This is a genomic window from Rhodococcus sp. PSi06 (assembly GCF_054960675.1).
Window position 1 is genome coordinate 205945 of record NZ_JBHNYO010000002.1, and the last position, 23362, is coordinate 229306.

Sequence of the window (23362 nt, forward strand, 5' to 3'; positions counted from 1 at the left end):
CACACGATCGCGACGACCTGTTCGCGCCGCGTTCCCTCACTGCGCTGCGAGCAACTTGGTGCGGAACAGATCGAGTACCTGATCCAGAGCCTGCCGCGTCGGCTGACCGGGCTCGTCGATGAGTCCTTCCGTCACGACGGAGTGCGGCGGCCCGAGTGCTTCCGGGTTGAACGCAGAATCGGGCAACTCGACCGATACGAATGCATCACCGAGTTGTTCGCGCAGGAACTCGAACCGTGCAGGGGGGCACATCTTGTCGCCTTGGAATCGCATCCCGAGAACGGTCAGACCGCCTGCAGCACAACGGCTCTTCACCTTGGACAAGTCGCCGGCACTGATGTCGATGGAACGACCGCGTGACTTCGATGCCGCGAACGGAAGAGACGGTTGCGACAGCACCGGTGCGATCAATCGGTCGTCGGCAGCCATCGCGAGAGCGAACCCACCGGTGAAGCACATTCCGATGGCACCGACACCCGGTCCTCCGCACCGCTCGTGTTCCTCGGCCGCGAGAGCCCGCAGCCACACCACGATTCGCGACGACTTGCCTGTGGCCAGGATCGTGAATTCTCGACTGATGCAGGCCGGCACCATGGCACGGGACATGGTGGCGGCGGTACCGAGCAGCCCCAGTGGTGCGGTCAGCGGGTCCTTCCCATCGACGCCGAACAGGTGCGGAACGATTGCGGTGCATCCGATTCCGGCGACGGTACGCGCGAAGTCCGCCACTTTCGGCGTGATGCCCGGCATTTCGGACATCACGACGACCGCCGGCCCGGTGCCGATGCGATAGACCGGTGCCGTACGGCCGTCCGCAGTGAATTCGGTTCGATCGAAATCGGCCAACGAGTCATCGGTCATGGGAGTACGTCCTTCTGCGAGGGGCACACGCGGCTGCGGTACCGGACACGAGCACAATCTGGTGGAGCGGTGGGACCGGGCGAAACAGGACTACCGCGAATACTCGCGCAGTAGAAGGTACAGCGGTGCCGCGAAGCAGATTCCCACAGAACCGGTACCGACGGGCACCAACCACCAGTGCCTGACTCCGTTGTCCTTCGAATCCCAGAAGGACCAGATCCCGAAAGCGATGCTCGTGATACCCAGATCGGCAGTCAATGCACGAGTGGGAGTCGACGCAACCCAGTCCGCGAAGAACGCGGTTGCGCTGTCGCGACCGACTCCGTGCTCCTTGAAGTAGGTCACGACGAACGAGTTGGGGACGACGAACCCGATCACGGTCAGCAGGAGAAGGAGGCGTCGACGAGTGGCATCTGCTGTCTTCATGGATCCAACGTAGGGCACCTCACGATCTCCCCGGGGTGTCATGGGAAGACCGGCGTCCTCGGTCGATCCTCCCCGGGCGCGAACAGCGGTACGCTTTCCAGGATTATCCGGCCATCAGGGGGTCTTTTCAGTGCGCACCAGGACAAAGCGGTTCGGGCTCGGAACGGTTGTGTCCGTCCTCGTTGCGCTGGCGATCCCCTTCCCTGCCACAGCGTCGACCGTCGAGTACGTGAACCTCGGCGACAGTTTCGGTGCCGGTAGCGGCGTTCTTCCGCTGGCTCCGGGCCTGCCGGTCCGGTGCTTGCAATCCGAACAGAACTTCGCGCACATCGTGGCCCGACAGCAGGGCTACGGCCTCACCGATGTCAGCTGCGGCGGTGCGGCCACCGATGACTTCTCCACTCCTCAATTCGATGGCGCACGGCCGCAATTCGACGCATTGCCGCCGTCGGCCGATGTGGTGACCGTGATGATCGGCGGTAACGACAACAGCGTGTTCTCGGGTGCGATCGCCGCGTGCGTCAGTGCGTTGGTGACGCACGCAGGCGCCGTCGATCCGTGCACGCAGCAGAACGGAAGCACCTTCGACGACAAAATTGTCGACAACACGCTGCCGGCCGTTCGGCAAGCATTGCGAGACATACATACTCGTGCGCCCGCGGCCAGGGTGATCATCATCGGTTATCCATGGCTCATCCCGGCCGCGAGTACCTGCGAACCGGCGGTTCCTGTCGCGGCCGGTGACGTTCGGTATCTACGCAACCTCCAGGCCACGCTGAACGATGCCATCCGCCAGGCAGCGGCCGACACCGACACGACCTTCGTCGACATGTCCGTGGTGTCGGAAGGGCACGATGCATGCCAAGCCGTCGGTGTGCGGTGGGTGGAACCGCTCCTGTTCGCGGACCAGTTCGTCCCCCTGCACCCCAATGCGCTCGGCGAAGCCGCCATCGCGGCCGAGGTGACCAAGGTTCTGGTGGCCTGAATCGGTCCTCGATCGGCGAGGCGGTGATGTCGCACTACCGGGAAGTCACCGCCTTCAGCACGCCACCGGTTCGACGATCGCCGTCTGAAACGACCACAGATGTCCCTCGGGATCGCGGACGCTGTATTCACGGACGCCGTAGGCCATGTCGGTGGGCGGGTAGTCGATTGCTGCCCCGGTTGCCGCCACGCGGGCGTGATGGGCATCGACGTCGTCGACGAGGATCGCCAGCGATGCGGTGACTGCGCCCATGGTCAATGGCGATACCATCCGATGTTCGGGGGCCTCGCGATGCAGCCAGACGACGCCGTCACCGGCGTGCACCTCACCGTGGACCGCTCTGTCTCCGTCGTACTCGATCGGCCCGGGTGCCAATCCCAGAACGTCCACGAGATAGGACTGAGCCGCAGCGATGTCGCGGTAGACGAGCAACGTGGTGCGCCTGGTCACTGCAGGCTCGTCGGTGGACAGGCCCGAGAGCAGATCCAACAACGCGTCGTCGCCGGGACGCGCACCCTGAAGAAGCCGGTCCTCGACCGACCGAACACGTTCGCGTACTCGAGCGAGCTCGACCATCCGTCGGTCCAACTCGGCCAGATGCTGCCGCGTCAGATGCTGCAGATCGACCACCTCCGGGTCGACATCGGCAACGGGAGTACCCAATTCGCGGAGCAGTCTGATGCGGTAGAGGCGATCGAGGTCGCCCCCGGTGTATCGGCGTCTGCCACCTCCGTCTCGGGCCGGGGCCAACAGACCCAGCTCTTCGTAGTAACGCAGGGTGCGCTCGGTGACTCCAGTACGTCGGGCGACGTCCCCGATTCCCCAGGTGGTCGAAGCGGTGCTGTTCATGGGGCCAACGGTAAGACCTCACGTCACGTCAGGAGCAAACTCTCGGCCCGCGGCATCTACGGTGAACGCATGACCGCGACGAACACCTGGCGAACGTACGAGGGCTCGAACCTCTCCCCAGCGTTGGCGTCGGCATTGACCATGTTCGTCGAACAGGGTTACCACGGCACGTCGGTGCGGCAGATCGCCGCGGGTGCCGGACTCTCGGTTCCCGGCCTCTACCACCACTTTCCATCGAAGCAGGCGCTGTTGGTCGGCATCATGAATGCGTCGATGGACGAACTGCTGGATCGGACTCGATCGGCCGAGGACGGAGCGGGCACATCGCCGAGCGATCGATTCGACGCGGTCGTGGAGTGTCTGCTGCTGTTTCACATTCACCGGCGCGACGTCGCCTTCGTGTGCTCGACGGAGATCCGAAGTCTCGACCCGGCGAACCGCGCCGCGTACATCGCCAAACGGGACGAGGAGCAACGTCTACTCGATTCGATCGTCGCCGACGGAGTCGAATCCGGAGTGTTCGATACCCCGCACCCGGCGGACGCCAGCCGCGCCGTCACGACCATGTGCATCGGCGTGGCCACGTGGTACCGCCCCGACGGGACCATGTCACCGGGCCAATTGGTCGCGGTCTATCTCGACATCGCCCGACGCACGGTCGGTGCCGTCACCGCGATACGCACGTAGGGGCCGGGTTCCTTGACCCGCACGGGCAGTTGTGCCAACCTTCGAGGTACCGAGCGAGTGTTCGGTCGGTAGTGGACAAGGAGCACATGGTGACCATCGATCTGACGTACGACCCGGACATCGAGAAGCTGATCGACCGGACTCGCGCTTTCACTCGAGACCACGTGCTTCCCATCGAGGACCGGTTTCTCGGCAACGTCACCGATGCCGGCGGAGATCGGCTTCGCATCGAGATGCAGGCGGCCGCGAAGGACGCCGGCGTGTTCGCGCCTCATGCCCCCGTCGAATACGGTGGCCACGGGCTGTCGATGAGCGACCGCGCTCCGGTGTTCGAGGAAGCCGGGTACTCATTGTTCGGGCCGATAGCCCTCAACCTCGGAGCACCGGACGAGGGCAACGTGCACATGCTGGCGCACATCGCGTCCGCGGCGCAGAAGGAGCAGTTCCTCGCTCCCCTCGCGCAGGGAGATGTGCGGTCGGCGTTCGCGATGACCGAACCCGCACCGGGTGCCGGCTCAGATCCCTCGGCGTTGACCACCGCGGCCGAGCGGGTCGAGGGTGGATGGAAGATCAACGGGCACAAGTGGTTCATCACCGGTGCCGACGGTGCCGGGTTCTTCATCATCATGGCCCGAACCTCCGGTCGGCCCGGTGACCGGGGCGGAGCCACGATGTTCTTGGCACCCGCCGATACTGCAGGCATCACGGTCGGCCGACATATCGGCACCTTGGACAAGGCCATGATCGGCGGACACTGCGAGGTGTTCTTCGAGAACGTACTCGTTCCCGACGAGAACGTACTCGGGGCCGTCGACGAGGGATTCGCCTACGCCCAGGTGCGTTTGGGGCCGGCCCGCATGACCCATGTGATGCGCTGGCTCGGTGCCTCCAGGCGAGCCCATGACATCGCCGTCGCCCAGGTGGCCCAGCGCGAAGGATTCGGCGGCAAGCTCGGCGATCTCGGCATGGTGCAGAAGATGGTCGCGGACAACGAGATCGACATCGCGGCCACCCGTGCGCTGCTCGTGAAGGCCTGCTTCGAATTGGATCGGGGTGGGCACGCGAGCAACGAAACATCCATCGCCAAGACGTTCGCCGCCGAGGCGATTTTCCGAATCGTGGACCGAAGCATCCAGATGTGCGGAGGGCTCGGCGTATCGGACGACCTTCCGCTGGCGAGGCTCTCTCGCGAAGTGCGGCCGTTCCGCGTCTACGATGGACCATCCGAGGTACACCGCTGGGCCATCGCCAAGCGAACGATAGGTGCCGCCAAGCGGGCACTGCGGGAGGCACAGTCGTGAGCGAACTGCCGGGCATGAATCGCGCTGCGTTGGAACAGTTCTTGCGGACCAACGACATCGAGGTCGAGGGCACGCTGTCGGTCGAGATGATCAGCGGTGGCCGCTCCAACCTGACGTACAAGGCCTACGACGACAGCTCGACCTGGGTTGTTCGGCGTCCTCCCACCAGTGGACTCACTCCCTCGGCCCACGACATGGCCCGCGAGTGGGCCGTCACCGAAGCTCTGGCAGCCACGGACGTTCCCGTCGCGCGCACCGTCGCGTTCGATCGGGACGGTGTGGTCCTCGGCGCACCGATGACCGTCGTCGAGTTCGTCCCCGGCCGAGTCGTCCGCACGCGTGAGGATCTGGCGGATCTTTCGGACTCGGATGTCACCGCGAACGCTGCCGAGCTCGTCCGGGTGCTCGCCCGCCTGCATGCCGTCGACCCCGGTGCGGTGGGCCTGGAATCGTTCGGCCGACCCGACGGCTTCGTCTCCCGTCAGGTGGCGACCTGGGCTCGGCAGTGGCAGAGCGTCAAGACCCGCGATCTGCCCGACGTCGATCGGCTGCACCGAGCACTCGAAGCCGCGATACCGTCGCATTCTGCGTCGTCGATCGTGCACGGGGACTATCGCGTCGACAACACCATTCTCGATGCCGATGACGTCGGTTCCGTTGCTGCCGTAGTCGATTGGGAGATGTCCACGCTCGGCGATCCTCTCACCGACGTCGCGCTGATGTGCATCTACCGGCAGCCCGTGTTCGATGCGGTCTTGGGCGCGGATGCAGCATGGACGAGCGACCGGTACCCCTCGGCTGCGGATCTCGCGCAACAGTACGCCGTCGAATCGGGTCGGGAGCTGGCGAATTGGGGCTTCTATCTGGCCCTGGCCAACTTCAAGCTCGGGGTGATCGGCGAGGGAATCACTCACCGTGCGCTGGCGGGTTCCGATACCGGGGCCGGTGCCCGAAACGCTGCGAACGCCACCGGGGAGTTCATCGCGGCCGGTCTCCGAGCTCTCTCGGGATCAGACGAGTGATCGTGTCTCAGGCCGACTCTCGCATCACGCCGATGTGGCGCACGGTTCCGGACAGGCCCGGGAGCTCCTTCGGTTCCGACCAGCCGACCAAGTCCGCGCTGTCGGAGTAGAAATACTTCTGGTTGGTGTAGTCGTCGTAGTACAACCGCCACGAGCCGTCGGGCAATTCGACTACGGCAGGCCCTTCCTTCAAGGGACCGAAGTCGCGGAAGGTGGGGTCCAGAACGTACGGACCACCGAGCGACGGTGCGATCCAGTGTTCGATGACTTTCTTGCTCTCGCCTTTGGTGAAGGCATGGTAGAACGCCCCGGCCTTCACCACCGTGGTGTCGATGTGATCGTTGATGATCCCGGTCAACGGAGTCGGCGAACTCCATGTCGTCAGACCGGGATCGGTTGCGGTCATCAGATACGGAACGAACCCGCCGCCGGCCGACAGCGACACGATGATGCTGACGCGGTCACCCTCTACGAACCACTCGGGAGCCCAGGCCTTGGTGGTGAACGGCGACAGCGACGGTATCTCCGAGGACCCTGCCGACCCGGTACCTGCACCGGTGCCGGGCAGGAGCAAGCAGCAGTACGGAATGGGCAGGTTCTGCATGAACTCCCAGTCGACGCGATCGGTGCTGCGTGCGAAACCGATCTCCGCCCCGCCGCCCGTCGTGTAGGTCACGTAGTACGTTCCGTCAGCGGCTCGAAAGATGCTGGAGTCGCGCACCACACCGGAAGGCGGGGTGTACGCAGCGGTTCGCAGGGTGGTGAAGTCCGTACCGTTGTCGGACTGGTACACGTCCATGTCGCGATCGCTGTCGTTGCTGAAGGCCACCATGGTGTACGTCACCGCGGGCGCAGCCGCACCGGTCCCGGCGGCACCCATCAACAGCCCGGCGGCGGCGACGAGCGTCACGGGAAGGGCGAACGCGTGCTTGCGCAGGGTCGTCATCACCGCTGAAGTATGTACGACGCACGAGCCCCACGAGCAACAACGGTGCACAGTCGAGCCGATTCGTTATCGGCTCTACGTCTGCGACAGGTACTGCGACATCGGCTTGGCCTGGTACATCTCGTGATCGGCGTCGTCGAGTATGTCCAGTGCCGTGCGGGAATCTCCACGCTCGACGGTCACGCAGCCGATGCTTGCGGTCACCGTGAGCTCTCGGCCCGCGGTCGTGATCGGGGTGGCGAGTTCTGAGCGCACGTCGTCGGCCTCGGCACCCGAGCAACCAGGAACCACGGCGACGAACTCGTCGCCGCCGATTCGTCCGACGAATGCGTCGGCGGGCAGAGCCCGCGTCAGACGCGCGGCCACGACTCCCAACACGGCATCGCCGACCGTGTGCCCGTGCAGATCGTTGATGGTCTTGAAGTTGTCGAGGTCGATGAACAACACAGCCATGGCGGCCTGTCGGGAAGGGCGGGACAATTCCTGATCGAGGCGGGCCAGAATGAGTGGGCGGTTGGGCAACCCGGTGAGGTCGTCGTGCGTTGCCGCATGTTCGAGCTTCATGCTCATCCGATAGGCATCGGTGATGTCGACGAACGTTGCCACTATCGACGGCGACGGCTCGCCTGGATCGAGCATCGTCGCAGTCAACGACAACCAGAAGTGGCGTCCGTCGCGGCGGCGTTCGACTCCGATCACCGCCTGTGTGGGATTGCCCGTCCGGCCTGTGATGGCGACCGGATGTTCCAGTGGCAGAAGTGGTTCCTGGTCGGTGCCGTACACCCGGAACGGCAGAGACTCGGATTGTCCGGTCGTCGTCAGCCCTACCTGGACATCGAGAATGGTCTTGGCCGCCAGATTCGCCGAGCTGATGCGGCCGGCATGATCGAGTACGACGACGCCCGCCTCCAGGGACTCCACCACGGCGGTGAAATGTTCTTCTGCCCGTCGGACAGCGCTCTGGTCCGCGCAGACGAGCACGTAACCGTCCGGCATCTGAGCGGCGGACACCACGACCGCCAAGGGAGTCCCGTCCGCGCGCCGATGCGTATCCCACAGCCGGCCGCCGGCGGCGAGTATCGCCACAGGGTCGCACGGCACCCCGACTGCATCGGAGACACTGCCGCCCAACACGTCGATCGCGCGGCGTCCGTACACCGATTCCGCAGCAGGATTCCAACTCGACACGACACCGCCGGCGGACACACCCACGATCGCATCGCTGACGTGCTCGACCAGAGCAGCTTGATACTGGAGGGCTTTCTGAGCGGCTTTGTGTTCGGTGAGGTCGCGCAGGATGACCTGGAAGGCCGGCTCACCGTTCCACGCCGTACGAACCGATACCGCTTCCATGGTCAGCGTCGACCCGTCGAGGGCCTGCACCGTGGCTTCCGATGCGGCACTTGCTGCCCCGTGCACGTCCAAGGTCGAGATGCGCTCGAGCATCGGACCGATCGAATCGGCCGCGATGAAGTCGGTGATCGGGCGGCCCGCCACATCGTCGAGGGTCTCGGCGCGCAGATACCGCAACCCAGCAGGGTTGAGATAGACGAGTGTGCCCTGTCGGTGTACGCCGATCGCGTCCGGCGAATGTTCGATCAGCACCCGGTAGCGATCGGCAAGGCTCGGCGACCCGGGATCTACTCCGGGGTCGCCGACAACGTCGCGCTCCCCTGGGGCCATCTGCGGTCCTCGCGTTCGTAGGCGGTCGGTCAACACTCGATTGAACCACTTTCGTCGACTCGGCCGGGAACTTCTGCACGGTTCGACCCCTTTGCACCTTTTCGGAGTGGACCGAAGCCCCGTTTGCGGGGCTAAATCGAGTAACCGGCCGAAAACGGCTCGTACAACTCGAGAAGGAACGGAAATCGATCATGAACACGCACGGAATCGACATCAGCGGAATGGGCGCAGTCTCCGGCTACGGCTGGGGCACGGCGTCGCTGTGGAACGGTCTGGCCACCGGCAAGGCCGCCGCGACGTTGCATCACAATCCGTCCCGAGCCGGGAAGAACCCGGTCTGGCTCGCCAAGGTGCCCGACGGCGGTCGGCTCGACGACGGCACCAGCCGCTTCGGTCGGGCGTTGCGCGGGGCTGCGCGCGAGGCCATCGACGACGCGCTCCGTCGCGGGTGGCGACCGGGCCGACGAGTGGGCCTGGTGCACGCGGTCGTCCTCGGCGAGGTGGACGAGTGGCGACAGTTCTATCTCGAGGACGGCGGTGCGCGTCGGGTGCGCGACTACCTCACGCTGATGCCGTCCACGCCGGTGTCGCTCCTGATGCAGGAGCACGGATTTCACGGTCCGGCCATGAACGTCTCGGCCATGTGCGCGTCGGGAAACGCCGGCCTGCTCACTGCGAAGATGTGGCTCGACACCGGCTTCGTCGACGACGTCGTGTTCGTCGCCACGGATCTGTCGCTGACGCCGGAGAACATCGATCATTTCGTCGAGCTCGGCGTCGGCATCGTCGACGTGGAGCCCCAACAGGGCTGCCGGCCGTTCCAGGAAGGCAGCCGCGGATTCGGAATGGGCGAAGCAGCAACGGCTTTCGTGCTGACCAAGGGTAGCGACGCTGCGTATGCGCGGGTCCTGGGCGGGTCGATGACACACGACGCCTTCCACGCGACGTCGATAGACCCCGCACACACTCGGATACGTGAGTGCTTCGAGGCAGCCCTGGCCGATGCCGACGTCACGGCACGGCAGGTCCGTTACCTGAACGCACACGGACCCGGTACGGCGCAGTGTGATGCGGCGGAAACCGACATGATGGAGACCGTTCTCGAATCACGCGCACAGGTGTATTCGGTGAAGCCTCTCACCGGCCACTGCCAAGGTGCGGCATCGGCCATCGAAACCGTCTCTGCCGTCATGGGATTCGAACGCGGCCTGGTTCCCGCTGCACCGCAGGTCTCGACCGCTCATCCACTGCTGCTCGACGGTTTCACCAAGGCCGAGCCCGGCCTGACGATGAAGTCGTCGTTGGGCATGGGTGGACACAATTCGGTGGTGGTGCTGGCACCGGCGTGAGCGGCTCGTCGTTCGTGAGGTTCGCGCGCCTGGCTCGTCAGGGGCGCGCGAGCCCGCGATCGGGCACCGAGACTGCGCGCGCAGACGCCGGTCACGGGGACGTCGCAGCTCCGCAGATTCCGCATTCCTCGAACTCGACGCGGTTCCAGCGTGCGATCGGCACGAAGAACAGCGAGAACTGACGGTATTGCTTCATGCGCGCCCACTGGGTCGAGTTGTGGCAACGCGGACATGTGCGCACCGAACCCTGACCCAGGACTGTGCGCTTACTGCCGAAACCGAAGAGGAGGAACATCGAACCAGCCTATGCGGTGCACCGCTGAGCAGCACCGAACCGCTCCTCACCGCGTCGATGTCGATAAGGAAAACCCCTATGTACGCCACGTCACAGCGGCGGTAGCTTCGTCAGATCAATCAACGAACGTAGATTTTCGCTCTCCGTCGCAAACTACCACCGACAAGGACGTCCGCGATGTCATCGAACTCCCAACAACTCAGAGGCTCCATCGGGGTGGCCGGCATCGTCTTCCTCGTGCTGGCGGCCGCCTCCCCGCTCACCACTGTGGCCGGTTCGCTGCCGGTCATGATCGCCCTGGGCAACGGAGCAGGCGCACCGTCGACCTACGTGGTTGCCGCAATCGTTCTGCTGGTCTTCAGCGTCGGATACGCCGCGATGAGCGGACATATCACCGACACCGGCGCGTTCTACGCCTACGTGACACGGGGGTTGAATGCTCGGCTCGGGGTCGGTGCGGCGGCGCTGGCAATCTTCGCCTACACCGCCATTCAGGCCGGAATCTACGGATTGGCCGCGAACGCGATCGATTCGTTGGTGGTCCAGTACGGTGGGCCGGATCTGCCGTGGTGGGTGTGGGCCTTCGCGCTCATTGCCTGCGTCGCGTTGGTGGGATATCGCAACATCGAAGTCGGAACCAAAGTTCTCGGGTGTCTCTTGGTGCTCGAAATCGTTGCCATCGTCGCCCTTTCGGCAGCGGTGTTCATCAAGGGCGGGGCTCAGGGCGTCGACTTCGAATCGTTCACCCCGCACGCGTTCTTCTCTGCATCCCCCGGAATCGCGATGATGTTCGCTGTCGGCAGCTTCGTCGGATTCGAGGCAACCGCCATCTACGGCGAAGAAGCACGCGACGCCAAACGAACCGTTCCGATCGCCACCTACGTCGCCATCGTGTTGATCGGTGCCCTGTACGCCGTGTGCAGTTGGGCCTTGGTGCTTGCGTACGGTAGCGACCGAATCGCCGCTGCCGCAAGCGAAGACACCGCCAATCTCACGTTCGCCGCAGTTGCGGTCTACCTGTCACCGATGGCTGCGGACGTCATAGCGATCATGCTGGTGACGAGCTTGTTCGCTGCGGTGCTCGCATTTCACTCGGCAATCTCGCGTTATGTCTTCGCGCTCGCGCGATCGGGTTACGCCCCATCACGTTTCGCCGCGGTGCATCCCCAACATGGTTCACCGCACCGCGGCTCCATCCTGCAGACCGTCTCCGCGGTGCTGGTCGTCGGCGTCTTCGCACTGGCCGGGGCCGACCCGGTGCTCCAGCTGTTCACCTGGATGTCCGGCATCTCCATCGTCGCCATCCTCGCTGTCATGGTTCTGACGAGCTTCGCCATCGTGGTGTTCTTCCATCGCACCGACGTGGATTCGCGTCTGTGGAACACCCGCGTCGCACCGGTACTCGGCAGCATCGGCCTCATTGCCATCACCGCATTGGTGCTGGACAACTTCACCACCCTCATAGGCGGCTCCGCAGCGGTTGCCGTCACATTCCTTGCCGCGCTGTGTCTGGTGTTCGTCGCGGGCGTCGTCGGTGGCCACATCATCGACACACGGCTCGACCGGACTCCGTCACTGCATCGCGACGACGCCACGCCCTGACGCTGTCGATCGACGAGCACGTCCGTCGAACCCCCTGCCGCAATCCAGTTCCCATGGATGCCGGCAGGGGGTTCTTTTCTGGAAGTCGACGCCGTACGGACGGGTGACGCACGAAACGAGCCCCCGGACCAACAAGGTCCGGGGGCTCGTTTCTGTGGTCTGTGCGTCGCGCTCAGAGCCCCACTGCGGCATCGGTGAACGCGGCATCGGCGAACGCGGCGTCGCTACCCGTTCCACCCGGTGCCGTTTCGAGCACTGCCACAACGGCTCTGGCGCTCGCGATCCACTCCGTCAGCACACGTCCGGTCACGTTCTGTGGCACCTGAGCGAGGCGAAGGGTCAAGGTGTGTCGACCCGATGGATCGCGAACGGGCAGCACCACCGATCCGACGTTGTACGTGCCGGCGTCGTCGAGCACCTGCGGGCGGTAATCGACGGAGGTGCGGCCGATCTGTGCTCTGATCTCGCGTTCCTGCCTCGGAGTCAGCCGGCCGGACTCGTACTGCTTGGTGGCCTGGCGCATCTCGGTGTACGCATCCGATCCTGCCGCCGGGAGGAACGAGATCCCGTAACCGTGTTCACGAATGAAGTTCAGACGGTTTCGATGCACCTGAGTGTCCTTGTCGTCGCCCTTGAGCTTGTCGATCCACCGGTCCTGTTCGGCCTCGGGCAACGAGAAGACGTACGAGTCGCCGATCGGCGGCACGATCGGGATGCGTTGAGCCAGAGCGGCATCGCGATCGACGCCGGGTGCGGTGGCGGACAACACCGTCGCCATCTCGTCGGCACTGACGGCGGTCAGGACCGAGACTTCACAGCCGATGTGCGCCGCGAGAGCTTCGACCTCGGAGCGGGCAGCATGGGCAGCATGGATGGCCGGGAGAATTTCGTGGTCCATTCGAGCGAGCAGTGAGGTGCACACGAAGCTGCCGTAACCGCCTTGGAAGAAGATCAAGGGCGACACCGGGTTCGTGATGGCCATGTCCTGAACCTCACACAACACGATCCAGTGATCTCCGGCATCGACCGTCTTCCAGATCGTCGTGTCCATCCACCCGATCGCATCGGTGAGCACCGGGCTGCCGTGCGGCGATGGATACCAGTCGATTCCGTCGAACTTGTTCTCCCAGCGCCGCGCAATCGACATCACCTCACGTTCTTGATCGCCGCCGACGATGTTGATGCACAGGGACGAGCAATCCTGCATACGCGCGAAGGTTCGCGAGGTCTTCATGGGCATGAACGAGACCAGTGGAGGATCGAGCGAGACCGAACTGAAGGTACCCACGACGAGTGCCAGTAGTTCGCCCGTCGGGTCTGTGCCGGTCACCACCGCGACTCCCGTCGGATAGTGTCCTGTCACTTCTCGAAACGTTCTCTGTGCTTCCTCTGTTGCCACTGTTCGAGGCATGGCGATCTCCTGAGCATTCTCGACGGTTGACCGAATTGGTATGACCCAAATTAATTTCCGGCCCGCTCTTACAGGTAGGGGGGAAACCTTTAGACATACCGTCCGAATCGAATGTCGTGAAGTGTCAGACGGTCACTCGCCACGCCAGCACGTCACGAACCAGGGTTCCGAGGCTCTCCGCCTCGGTCTTGGCCTTGATACGAGCTCGGTGCACATCGACGGTCTTGACGCTGGTGCCGAGGCGACGAGCAATCTGTTGGCTCGCCATACCCTCGACCACCAGCCGCAACACCTCTCGCTCGCGTGGCGTCAGGGTGTCGAGTCGTCGATGAACTCGGGCACGCTCCGCACGCTCGGAGAACACGCCGGCCGCCAACCTCGATTGCTCTTGCACGACTTCGAGCATGCGCTGCGGCTCGTAGGGCTTTTCGAGAAAATCGACGGCGCCGGCACGCAGAGCACGCACGGACATGGGAATGTCGCCGTGCGCCGAACAGAAAATGATCGGAGCCGGATAATCACGCCTGACCAATTCGTCCTGAAGCTCGAAGCCGCTCATTCCCGGCATTCTCACGTCGACGATGACCACCCCCGGCTCCGCCGCGTCCATCTCCTCGAGAAACGCGATGGCAGTCGGATAGGTCAACGCCTCTATTCCGACACTCTGAAGAAGAAACGCAAGTGATTGCCTGAGATCCTCGTCGTCGTCGACCACGTGAACGACGGTGGGCTTCACGGTTTCCATGAGTTCCGACACTAGCCCCGAATCGCTCCTCGCACAGCGGAAGCCGCCGACCGTAAGGTCGGCGGCGTGGACGCCGTCGGTCACAGAACGATCGTGACGGTCTTCGCCTCGGTGTTGGCCAGGATTCCTTCGTATCCGAGCTCACGGCCGAGCCCGCTGGCTTTGACTCCACCCCAGGGCAACTGGGGGGCGAGAGGTGACCATCCGTTGACCGCTACGGCTCCTGCCTGCAGTGCTGCCGACACGGTGTGTGCGCGCGCCAGATCGGTCGTCCACAGGGTGGCCGCCAAGCCGTACTGATTGTCGTTGGCCATCGCGATCGCCTCGGCGTCGTCGTCGAAGGGAACGACGATGCCGACGGGTCCGAATATCTCCTCGCGGGCGATCGTCAGGTCGTTGGTGCCGGCGAACACCGTCGGTCGCACGAAATGCCCCCGCTCGTGACCTTCTCCGTCGACGGCGGCACCTCCGGCCACCATGCGTGCACCTTCGGACTTGCCTTGCTCGATGTAGCCGAGCACACGCTCCTTCTGCTTGGCGTTGATCAACGGGCCCATGGTGGTCGATTCGTCGAACGGATTGCCCAGCACCTGAGCACCTGCAGCGGCGCCGAGACCGTCCACCACAGCGTCGTAGACGGACCGGTGCGCGAAGATGCGAGTTCCTGCGGCGCACACCTCTCCCGAGTTGGTGAACAGACCCATCGCAGCTCCACCCACCGCGGACTCGAGGTCGGCGTCGCCGAAAATGACCTGCGGAGACTTGCCACCGAGCTCGAGAGTGGTCCGCTTGAAGTCCATCGCGGAGTTGACCAGGATTCGGCGACCCACGGCGGTGGATCCGGTGAACGAGACCTTCGCGATGCCGCGATGTGTCGTCAGCGCCTCACCGGTGATCGCACCGATACCCGGAAGGACCTGCACGACGCCTGCCGGGAAACCTGCCTCGTCGATGAGCCGCGCAAGATGCAGGATCGACAACGATGCGTCTTCCGCCGGCTTGACTATCACGGTGTTGCCCGTTGCCAGGGCCGGAGCCAGCTTCCACCCGAGAATCATCAGCGGTGCATTCCACGGGATGATCGTGGCGATCACTCCGACCGGCTCGCGGCGTGTGTAGGCGAAGGTAGGGCGACCCATGTAGCCATCGTTGGGCAGGGTCTCGCCGTTGATCTTGTCCGCCCAACCCGCGTAATAGCGCAGCGATGCAACGAGATTCGGGACGAACATCATCTTACCCAGGACGAACAGACCGCCCATGTCGAGCGATTCGAGTCGAGCGAGAGTCTCTGCGTCACGTTCGACGAGATCGGCCAGCCTGTTCAGCAGCTGCCCCTTGTGCGACGGCGGCACCGCGGCCCAACTTCCGGTCAACGCGGCCTGCGCCGCACCGACCGCACGGTCGACGTCGGCGGCGTCGGCCGAGGCGATATCGGCGAGCTTCTCACCGGTCGCAGGGTCGTACGTCTCGAATGTTCCGGCACCACCGCCGCTCCAGACCCCGTCCACGAAAAGATCGGTGGTGAAATTCGATACTGCGGTCATGGCCGCCTCCTGTGCTCGGTGGGAAGAATGATGCTCGATAACGAAAAATGGACGATCGGTGGTGCCGAGGTCACGCCGCGGAATGGGCGATCACGGCGGAGATCCAGGACGCGCCGGCCAGTAACTCGGACTCTGCATTCGGCGGTCCGATCACCTGTACTCCCAGCGGCAATCCGGAACCGTCCGTCAGGCCGGGCACGGTGACCACGGGCAGTCCCCATGCCTGCCAGGCCCGGCTCAGCACCGGATCTCCGGTTGCGTCCAGACCCGGTGGAGCCGCACCGGGAGCGGCGGGCCCGACGATGATGTCGACATCGTCGAAGAGTGCCAGGATGCGCTGACGCGAATCGGCGATGGTCGTGCAGGCCGCACGGTAGTCCGCGGTGGTCGTTGCCGCACCGCGCCGCAGCAGGGCGGCCAACGGATCGCTGAGCCGGTCGATGTCGGCGAACAGTGCACTTCGTTCGCGCGCTGCCTCGTAGGCCATGACGACGGCATGAGCCGTGGTGGCCTCGGAGACGGCGTCGGCCGCAGCGAATCCCGCCAACTCGGCACCGTCTGCACGGATCGCTCGACCGAGAGCGGCGAGCGCGTGCGCCATGACGGGCTCCACCACTCCCAGTTCGTTGGCGTCCCAGAGCATTACCCGTGGACGCGCGGACAAGCATCCAAGCACCACCTCCTGCCCCACGAATGCAGACCACGCACACGCCAGGTCGCGAACCTGAGCCGCGTAGAGCCCGTGACTGTCCAGACTCTCGGCCAGGCCGGTCACCCCATCGGTCGAATGCCGGCCCCTGGTCATGACCAGCGACGCGACACCGCAGTACGACGCCGGGCGGGTCACCGATCCGGCAGTCTGAGAACCGAGAGCCAGAGGCACCTGCCCCGACGCCACCGAGGCTGCCGATCCACTCGACGATCCCCCGGGAGTGTGCGTCGGATCCGCGGGATTACGAGTGGGACCGGGTGCGAAGAAGGCGAATTCGGTGGAGACCGTCTTGCCCGCAGGCACGGCACCGGCAGTGCGCCACGCGTCCACCACTGCAGCGTCCAGATCGGCCGGCGGTCGGTCTGCGTAGAGGTCGGTACCGCACTTGGTCGGAAAACCCGATACATCGATGATGTCTTTGACTCCCAGCGGAATTCCGCCCAGTGGGCCCATCGGTTCGGACGGATCGGGCGAGGGGGCCGGGGGTCGATGGACCACCCATGCCGCCAGCTCCGGCTCGGTGTCGTCGATCCGCTTCTGGGACCGCTGCCACGCATCCGCTGCGGTGGTTCTTCCGGCCCGAAGATCGGCGACGAGGTCGGCCAAGGACCACGGCCGGTGCAGCGGCGAGTCGACGGTCATCGGTCTCCCCACACGGCATCAGCGGTCCAGTAGTCCATCCCGCTGGCGCTGACGAAATGCCGCCACTCCGAGACGCGGCGAAGCAACGGCTCGTGCCGAGCGGTGGCTTGGTCCGCTGCATCGGGCCCGTCCGCTTTGACTTGCCAGTGCACCCAATTGAGCTCGTTGCCGTCGCTGTCGTGCATGAACAGGTCGACGTGCCGCCACCCGTATCCGTGAGTATCGTTGTAGCACATCAGGGTCATGCACTCTCGTGTGTCATCCATACGTCGCTCTCCCGGATAGGTCCGGTTGCGCAGTGCTCAGCAACCGAAGATCATGGGTCGACGCTACGAGTTCTGCGGTCGTACCGGAATCGAGAGTTTCCTTCCCGCCTCTGAAGATTTTCCCTACACCGGCGGACATCACCGGTCCGCTGGAATCACGTCGCCGTCGACCGTCGGAAGCGCGAAGCCGAACACCGAACCTCCGTCCTTCCCAGGGGTGTACCAGATGGAGCCGTGCTGCCTGGTGATGATGCGGTAGCTCAAGGCCAGACCGATCCCGCTACCGGCTTGTTTGGTGGTGAACGACTCCTCGAACGGGTTGCGCTGCAGCCCTCGTCCGCGATCGCTCACCGAGAAGGTGCCACCGTCCTCGCGGTTCCCGGTCGCCAACGTGATCGTGCGTTGCGCCGGCGGGCAGTGAGCCATTTCGTCGATGGCGTTGAAGCAGAGGTTGATGATCACCTGGCCGGTGAGCACGCGTTCGCACCGCACCGGGACCTGTTCGTCGGCGAGCTCGAACAGGATTCGGACCGAATTCTGTTCCGCGCGTAGTCGTATGAAGTACAGGCATTCGGTGACCACGGTGTTGAGGTCGACGGTCTGCTCGATCTGTTCGAGGTGACCCACGAAGGCTCGAAGTGTCGAGACAATCGTTGCGGCTCTTTCGATCTGCCTGTGCGCCGATGCCAGCCCGTACTCCACACGCGTGTCGAGTGGTCCGTCGTCGGTCAGGATCGTCCCGATGCCCGCCAGAAAGTTGCCTGCTGCAGCGAGTGGCTGCCCCAACTCGTGGGCGATCGCCATGGCCATGTCGCCCATGGCGTTGTACCGCGCCAGGTAATTCTCCCGTTGCAGTTCCAATCCGCGAATCTCCTCGGTGCGCACGCGATCGGACACATCATGCAGCAACATCAGATAGGCGTTGACCTCGTTCTCCTGCAACCGCTCGACGCTGCCGTCGAGCCACAGTGTCTTGCCGTCGCCCGCGGGTACCTCGAGCCGAACCGATGCCACCGGACTCGCATCCCGCACCAGCTCACTCCACGTGGATCGACGACCGGCAATGTGGAAGGACGAGTACGACGCGAGCAACCTGCCCGCTGGAGGTTCGACACTCGGATCGATACCCAGATGTTCCATGGCGGTATCGGTGGCGAATCCGATCGCACCGGTTTCGTCGAGGACGAAAGCGATCGCCGAGGTATTTCTGGACAGTGCATCGACGTACGTGGTGGTCAATCTCAGGGCACGCTCGGTGCGTTGTTCGTTCTCGATGTCACGGAACTGCACCATCACTGCCGGACCCTGCCGCAACTCGATCCTGGTGGCGATCGCGTCGGTCGGAATGATGCGTCCCGATTTCGACCGGTAATGCCACTCCATACGGCTGCCGCCGTGCTCGACGGCTTCGTGCAGCCACGCGCGGCCGACGACTCGGTCGTATTGCTGCGCAGAACTACTCATGTCGTTCGCCTTCAAAGGGCGTATCTCGTCGAGATCGAATTCCAACATCGCGCAGGCGGCCGGATTGGCCCACAGGATGCTCTTGGACACCCCGTCGTGGATGAGCACGCATACCTGCGCACGGTTCATCATTTCGACGAAATCGGCCGACACCAGCTCCGGCGCACGTGGGTCCATGGACATCTCGAGAGCGTAAGCGCGGTGCCCCGGGCGGTGTGCGAAAGCTCCGAATTACGCGGGCGGACTGAAGAAATTACCTACACGACTGATGGACGCACCCCCTGCCGACCGCACTCTTTACCGATTTTCGCCGAACGTGACTCGCATTACGGTCGAACCAACGAACACGGCACGAGGCTTCCAGGCTTCAGGCACAAGGAGACGGTCATGACACTCACTCAGCACGCCCCACCGGAAGCGCGGAACGCCGCGACTCTCGACGATGTGTTGGTCGAGCTCGCACAGCGGCGGCAGGAGTTTCGCGATCAACGTTTCGTATCCCCCGATTTCATCGACCGTCTCAAGGAGATCGGTATCTATCGGGCCGCCACCCCTCGCCGCTTCGGCGGCGATCCCCAGGCACCGGCCGATTTTCTACGGACCGTGGAGAAGATCTCCATCGTCGACGGGTCCGCCGGCTGGGTGGCGAGCTTCGGTTCCGCACTGATCTACCTTGCGGCACTGCCGGTCGATACCCAGGCCGAGTTGTACTCGGACGGACCCGATGTCGTCTTTGCAGGTGGGCTCTTTCCGGTACAACCGGCGGCGGCAACCGACCGCGGATTCCTGGTCGACGGCCGCTGGAAGTTCGCGAGCGGTTCGATGGGTGCCGACATCCTCGGCGTGGGAATACCCGGCGACGATTCGACCGGAGGTAAGCCTCGGACAGCGTTGCTGCGGCCGAGCGACGTGGAAATCGTCCAGGACTGGGATGTCGTAGGCATGCGCGGCACCGGGTCGTTCGATCTGGTGGTGAACAAGGTGGAGGTAGCACGCGAGTGGACCTTCATCCGTGGCGGCGCGGCCACCATCGACGAGCCGCTCTACCACTACCCCACGATCGCCTACGCAGCACAGGTTCTCGCGGTTGTCGGGGCGGGCGTTGCCCGTAGCGCACTCGACTATGCAGTGCAGATCGGTGCCGGCAGGTCCGGCATCACCGGCGCGCCCAAGCTGGCGGACCGACCGTATTACCGCATCGCCGTCGCCGAAGCCGAAGCCGCTCTACGCTCGGCGCGTGCATACTTCTACGAGGTGACCGAAGAAGTGTGGAACTCGGTGCTGCGCGGTGACGAGCCCACCGATGCCCAGAACGCACACCTTCGGTTGGCCTCGAGCCACCTTGCGAAGACATCTGCCTCCGTGGTCACCAAGATCATCGAAATCTCCGGTACCGGAACAATTTTCGCATCACACCCTCTCCAGCAGTGGGCCGGTGACGCACTCGTCCCCCAACAGCATGCCTTTCTGGGGCCGGCGATCCTGGATGCCGCAGGCGCGGTACTGATGGGCCAACCGTCCACCATCCCCGGTTTCAAGTGACTCACGAAAGACAACACATGACCACCACTCCGCTCCGCGTCCTGTTCTGCATCGGCATCAACCAGAACTTCTTCGATCTCCCCGAGGCCGGGGTGACAGCAGGCGACGTCTGGACCGCGTTCGTCGCCCTCTCCGACGGCATCAAGGGGCTCGAGGGAGTCGACTTCATCGGCGATATCGATGACGACGCCACCATGGTCGGCCCCTCGGACTCGTGGCCGTGGACCTGCTACTTGCTCGCCGACGTCGACTCTCACGACACCGTCAAGCAAGCGTGCAACTTCCTGCGGACGATCGAAGTGGGAACGAGCGACTGGAAGCTGTGGAAGTTCGTGAAGATCGAGGCCCGCATCGGCCGCGCGCTCACTCCCCGCACGTACTGAAACACCGCGCACTCACGCTCCACCGAATGGCGCTGCCCAGCCGCGTCATTCGGTGGCCACCACTGACAACCTCGACGACGTCGAACCTTTGGAGATATCGATGACCGTGCACGACACCGAACAGACCGCACCGACATTCGCGGCATCCGACCTGGTGATGGGCGATCGTGTCGCGGGTCGGATCTACACCGACCCCGACGTGTTCGACGAGGAGATCACCAAGATATTCGAGAGCACCTGGATCTGGGTTGCCCACGAATCGGAACTGCCCAAGCCGGGCAGTTTCAAATCCACTCACGTCGGCCTACAGCCGGTCATCGTGACCAAGAACCGCAAGGGGCAGGTCAACACACTGCTCAACCGTTGTCGGCATCGAGGTGCCAGCATCTGTGAGCAGAAGACCGGCGTAGCAAACGGATTCACGTGCCCGTACCATGCCTGGTCCTACAGCCTCGACGGCCAGCTGCGCGGAATTCCGTACCCCGAGGGTTACGAGGGGGTCATCGAAAAGGGTGAACTCTCGCTCAAGAAGCTGCGTACCGAGTCCTACGGCGGCATGATCTTTGCGACGTTCAACCAGGACATCGAATCCCTCGAGGACTTCCTCGGCGACGCCAAGCTCTGGATCGATCGGTTCATGAAGCAGGGCGGTGGCTACCCCCTCAAGGTTCTGGGTACGCACAAATTCCGCTTCGCCGGCAACTGGAAGATCCAGCTCGAGAACACCACGGACGGTTACCACTTCCCCATCGTGCATCGATCGTGGATGGCGTCGGTCGATGCCGAGACGGCAGACATGATGTCGTTCATGACCAACCCGGAAGCGGTCACTCACGATCTCGGCAACGGACACAGCGTCATGCAGATGGTGCCCGAACATTCCGATCTCGATGCCGACGACGGATCCGAGCCGCTGCAGGCACGCTTCGACGACCTCGTCGCGGAGCTGTCCGCCGCCGGTCTGGACGAGCCGGCAATCCGCAAGATCGTTCGCGCCATGCACGGCACCGGCTTCAATCTCAATCTCTTCCCCAACGTGTCCATGTCGGCCGCGTTCTTCCGCGTACTCGAGCCCACCGCTGTCGACGGGACGACGATCGAGCATCTGGCGATCGGCCCTGACGGACCGGCCGAGGTGGTCGACCCGGTCAACCGGGCTCGACTGCGAGTACACGAGCATTTCCAGGGGCCTTTCGGCTTCGGAACACCCGATGACGCCGAAGGGTGGGATCGCGTGCAACGCGGCGCTCAGGGCGCTCCCGACATGCCCATCCTCGTCAATCGTGGTGCCGCTCGGGAGAAGCCGAGCGTCGAAGGGTGGCCCACCTCGCACGTCACCGACGAAACCGGTATGCGCGCGGCCTACGCACAGTGGAAAGAGATGATGAGCAATGACTGACACCGCCCTTGCAACACTGTCGCTCGCAGATACCCGAGTCGTACGAGCCATCGAATTGGTCTGGCGTGAGGCGGATCTGCTCGATCGCAAGCAGTATCCGACGTGGAAGGACCTGTATTCCGAGGACGGTAAGTACGTCGTGCCGATCGATGCGACCGGAGACGACTTCGACAACCGACTCAACATGATCTACGACGACGCGCGTATGCGCGACATGCGGGTGGTCCGGATGACCGAGGGCTATGCACTGGCCGCTGTGGATGCCGCGGTCACCACCCGAACCGTCTCCCGTTTCGTGGTCGAATCGTGTGAGGACAACACTGTTCACCTCAGAGCCTCGCAGATCGTCGTTGCGTACAAGCGTGGCAAACATGACCTGTGGGCAGGCGATGTGGAATATCGGATTCGGCTGGGCAACGACGGCACGGCAGACCGCATCGTGCTCAAGGTAATTCGCCTCGTCGACTGCGAAGACGCTGTTCCCGCAGCCGGATTCCTGCTGTGAAGGCACCGATCGCCGTTGTCACCGGTGGTGCGAGCGGTCTGGGCGAGCTCATCGTGCGCAAACTTCACTCCACCGGGCACCGGGTCGCCATCGCAGATATCGATCGGGCCTCCGCCGATGCGCTGGCAACCGAACTGGGTCCTGAAGACTCGGTCCGCGGCTATCAGGTGGACGTCAGCAACCGGAGTGCGCTGGAAACTCTTCTGTCGGACGTGGTGCGCGACTTCGGATCGGTCGACGTGCTGGTCAACAATGCCGCGAAGACGCAGGCACGGCCGTTGATGGACATCACGGCCGACGAACTGGACGCGGTCATGGCAGTCGGATTCAAAGGCACCTTCACTGCGTGCCAGGTCTTCGGTAGCCACATGGCCGGCAACCGATACGGCCGAATCGTCAACATGGCTTCCCTGGCCGGGCAGAACGGCGGTACTGCGACCGGCGGTCACTACGCATCGGCGAAAGGTGCCGTGATGTCGCTGACGAAGGTCTTCGCCCGAGAGCTCGCCACCTCCGGGGTCACCGTGAACGCGGTGTCACCGGGACCTCAGGACTCGCCGATCGTTCGGCAGATCGTCGGCGAGGCGAATATCGAGTCGTATGCCCACACCATCCCCGTCGGTCGTCTGGGCGACCCGGCATTCATCGCCGAGATGGTCTCCCTGCTCGCATCCCCTGCGGCCGCGTCGGTCACGGGTGCGTGTTGGGACGCCAACGGCGGCCTCTACATGCGTTAGGAAAAC

General features: G+C 64.0%; 23 protein-coding genes. 11 read left to right on the forward strand and 12 right to left on the reverse strand.

The features are described from left to right. Window positions 1–36 precede the first annotated feature (36 nt). Both ACFI9K_RS03395 and ACFI9K_RS03400 read right to left on the reverse strand, forming a co-directional pair. A complete protein-coding gene (locus tag ACFI9K_RS03395; RefSeq protein WP_462662237.1) occupies window positions 37–861 on the reverse strand; it encodes a dienelactone hydrolase family protein in 825 nt (274 codons plus the stop codon). A gap of 90 nt (window positions 862–951) precedes the next feature. Continuing rightward, the gene (locus ACFI9K_RS03400; protein WP_462662238.1) at window positions 952–1287 is read right to left on the reverse strand and encodes a DUF2834 domain-containing protein; all 336 of its coding nucleotides are present in this window, start codon (window positions 1285–1287) and stop codon (window positions 952–954) included. 130 nt (window positions 1288–1417) lie between these two features. Here ACFI9K_RS03400 and ACFI9K_RS03405 point away from each other — a divergent pair, with 130 nt between their 5' ends. After that, window positions 1418–2272, forward strand: coding sequence for an SGNH/GDSL hydrolase family protein (locus ACFI9K_RS03405; RefSeq protein ID WP_462662239.1), 855 nt, complete (start codon window positions 1418–1420; stop codon window positions 2270–2272). A 54-nt stretch (window positions 2273–2326) separates the two neighbouring features. Here the strand turns inward: ACFI9K_RS03405 and ACFI9K_RS03410 are convergent, their stop codons facing one another. Further along, window positions 2327–3121 (reverse strand): MerR family transcriptional regulator, encoded by a 795-nt coding sequence (locus ACFI9K_RS03410; RefSeq protein ID WP_462662240.1) that lies wholly within the window; start codon window positions 3119–3121, stop codon window positions 2327–2329. 69 nt (window positions 3122–3190) lie between these two features. Here ACFI9K_RS03410 and ACFI9K_RS03415 point away from each other — a divergent pair, with 69 nt between their 5' ends. From ACFI9K_RS03415 to ACFI9K_RS03425, 3 genes are all read left to right on the forward strand, one after another. Further along, on the forward strand, window positions 3191–3808 hold the full coding sequence (locus ACFI9K_RS03415) for a TetR/AcrR family transcriptional regulator (protein WP_462662241.1): 618 nt from the start codon (window positions 3191–3193) through the stop codon (window positions 3806–3808). Between the two features lie 89 nt (window positions 3809–3897). Next, a complete protein-coding gene (locus tag ACFI9K_RS03420; RefSeq protein ID WP_462662242.1) occupies window positions 3898–5109 on the forward strand; it encodes an acyl-CoA dehydrogenase family protein in 1212 nt (403 codons plus the stop codon). Continuing rightward, window positions 5106–6131, forward strand: coding sequence for a phosphotransferase family protein (locus ACFI9K_RS03425; RefSeq protein WP_462662243.1), 1026 nt, complete (start codon window positions 5106–5108; stop codon window positions 6129–6131). Before ACFI9K_RS03420 ends, ACFI9K_RS03425 begins: the two co-directional genes overlap by 4 nt. A gap of 7 nt (window positions 6132–6138) precedes the next feature. On the opposite strand, the gene ACFI9K_RS03430 is transcribed toward ACFI9K_RS03425, so the two are convergent. Continuing rightward, window positions 6139–7077 (reverse strand): glycoside hydrolase family protein, encoded by a 939-nt coding sequence (locus ACFI9K_RS03430; RefSeq protein ID WP_462662453.1) that lies wholly within the window; start codon window positions 7075–7077, stop codon window positions 6139–6141. Between the two features lie 75 nt (window positions 7078–7152). After that, window positions 7153–8760, reverse strand: a complete 1608-nt coding sequence (locus ACFI9K_RS03435) for a diguanylate cyclase domain-containing protein (protein WP_462662244.1) — start codon at window positions 8758–8760, stop codon at window positions 7153–7155. Between the two features lie 191 nt (window positions 8761–8951). On the opposite strand from ACFI9K_RS03435, the gene ACFI9K_RS03440 reads away from it, so the two are divergent. Next, window positions 8952–10109: a beta-ketoacyl synthase N-terminal-like domain-containing protein gene (locus ACFI9K_RS03440; RefSeq protein WP_462662245.1), complete on the forward strand. Its 1158-nt coding sequence runs from the start codon at window positions 8952–8954 to the stop codon at window positions 10107–10109. Window positions 10110–10200: 91 nt separating this feature from the next. Here the strand turns inward: ACFI9K_RS03440 and ACFI9K_RS03445 are convergent, their stop codons facing one another. Then, on the reverse strand, window positions 10201–10404 hold the full coding sequence (locus ACFI9K_RS03445) for a zinc-ribbon domain-containing protein (protein WP_222092706.1): 204 nt from the start codon (window positions 10402–10404) through the stop codon (window positions 10201–10203). Between the two features lie 177 nt (window positions 10405–10581). Between ACFI9K_RS03445 and ACFI9K_RS03450 the strand changes: the two genes are divergently transcribed. Continuing rightward, complete coding sequence (locus ACFI9K_RS03450; RefSeq protein ID WP_462662246.1) at window positions 10582–12006, forward strand: APC family permease; 1425 nt, start codon at window positions 10582–10584, stop codon at window positions 12004–12006. A gap of 172 nt (window positions 12007–12178) precedes the next feature. Here the strand turns inward: ACFI9K_RS03450 and ACFI9K_RS03455 are convergent, their stop codons facing one another. The 6 genes from ACFI9K_RS03455 to ACFI9K_RS03480 form a co-directional block, all read right to left on the reverse strand. After that, a complete protein-coding gene (locus tag ACFI9K_RS03455) occupies window positions 12179–13417 on the reverse strand; it encodes a flavin reductase family protein (RefSeq protein WP_462662247.1) in 1239 nt (412 codons plus the stop codon). Between the two features lie 124 nt (window positions 13418–13541). Then, a complete protein-coding gene (locus tag ACFI9K_RS03460) occupies window positions 13542–14162 on the reverse strand; it encodes a response regulator (RefSeq protein ID WP_222092703.1) in 621 nt (206 codons plus the stop codon). A gap of 80 nt (window positions 14163–14242) precedes the next feature. After that, complete coding sequence (locus ACFI9K_RS03465) at window positions 14243–15706, reverse strand: aldehyde dehydrogenase family protein (RefSeq protein ID WP_462662248.1); 1464 nt, start codon at window positions 15704–15706, stop codon at window positions 14243–14245. 70 nt (window positions 15707–15776) lie between these two features. After that, window positions 15777–17060 (reverse strand): amidase, encoded by a 1284-nt coding sequence (locus tag ACFI9K_RS03470; RefSeq protein ID WP_462662249.1) that lies wholly within the window; start codon window positions 17058–17060, stop codon window positions 15777–15779. Beyond that, window positions 17057–17326: a hypothetical protein gene (locus ACFI9K_RS03475; RefSeq protein WP_462662250.1), complete on the reverse strand. Its 270-nt coding sequence runs from the start codon at window positions 17324–17326 to the stop codon at window positions 17057–17059. Before ACFI9K_RS03475 ends, ACFI9K_RS03470 begins: the two co-directional genes overlap by 4 nt. 138 nt (window positions 17327–17464) lie before the next feature. Then, complete coding sequence (locus tag ACFI9K_RS03480) at window positions 17465–18973, reverse strand: PAS domain-containing sensor histidine kinase (RefSeq protein WP_462662251.1); 1509 nt, start codon at window positions 18971–18973, stop codon at window positions 17465–17467. 204 nt (window positions 18974–19177) lie between these two features. Here ACFI9K_RS03480 and ACFI9K_RS03485 point away from each other — a divergent pair, with 204 nt between their 5' ends. The 5 genes from ACFI9K_RS03485 (at window position 19178) to ACFI9K_RS03505 (ending at window position 23356) form a co-directional block, all read left to right on the forward strand. Next, entirely contained in the window at window positions 19178–20332 is a 1155-nt protein-coding gene (locus ACFI9K_RS03485; RefSeq protein WP_462662252.1) for an acyl-CoA dehydrogenase family protein, read from the forward strand. 17 nt (window positions 20333–20349) lie between these two features. Further along, window positions 20350–20715 (forward strand): hypothetical protein, encoded by a 366-nt coding sequence (locus ACFI9K_RS03490; RefSeq protein WP_222092698.1) that lies wholly within the window; start codon window positions 20350–20352, stop codon window positions 20713–20715. 100 nt (window positions 20716–20815) lie between these two features. Then, window positions 20816–22114 carry an aromatic ring-hydroxylating oxygenase subunit alpha gene (locus ACFI9K_RS03495; RefSeq protein WP_462662454.1) on the forward strand — a complete coding sequence of 433 codons (1299 nt, stop codon included), beginning with the start codon at window positions 20816–20818 and terminating at the stop codon, window positions 22112–22114. Beyond that, complete coding sequence (locus ACFI9K_RS03500) at window positions 22107–22619, forward strand: aromatic-ring-hydroxylating dioxygenase subunit beta (RefSeq protein ID WP_462662253.1); 513 nt, start codon at window positions 22107–22109, stop codon at window positions 22617–22619. The genes ACFI9K_RS03495 and ACFI9K_RS03500 overlap by 8 nt, the downstream gene beginning before the upstream one ends. After that, window positions 22616–23356 carry an SDR family NAD(P)-dependent oxidoreductase gene (locus ACFI9K_RS03505; protein WP_462662254.1) on the forward strand — a complete coding sequence of 247 codons (741 nt, stop codon included), beginning with the start codon at window positions 22616–22618 and terminating at the stop codon, window positions 23354–23356. Before ACFI9K_RS03500 ends, ACFI9K_RS03505 begins: the two co-directional genes overlap by 4 nt. The last annotated feature ends 6 nt before the right edge of the window (window positions 23357–23362 follow it).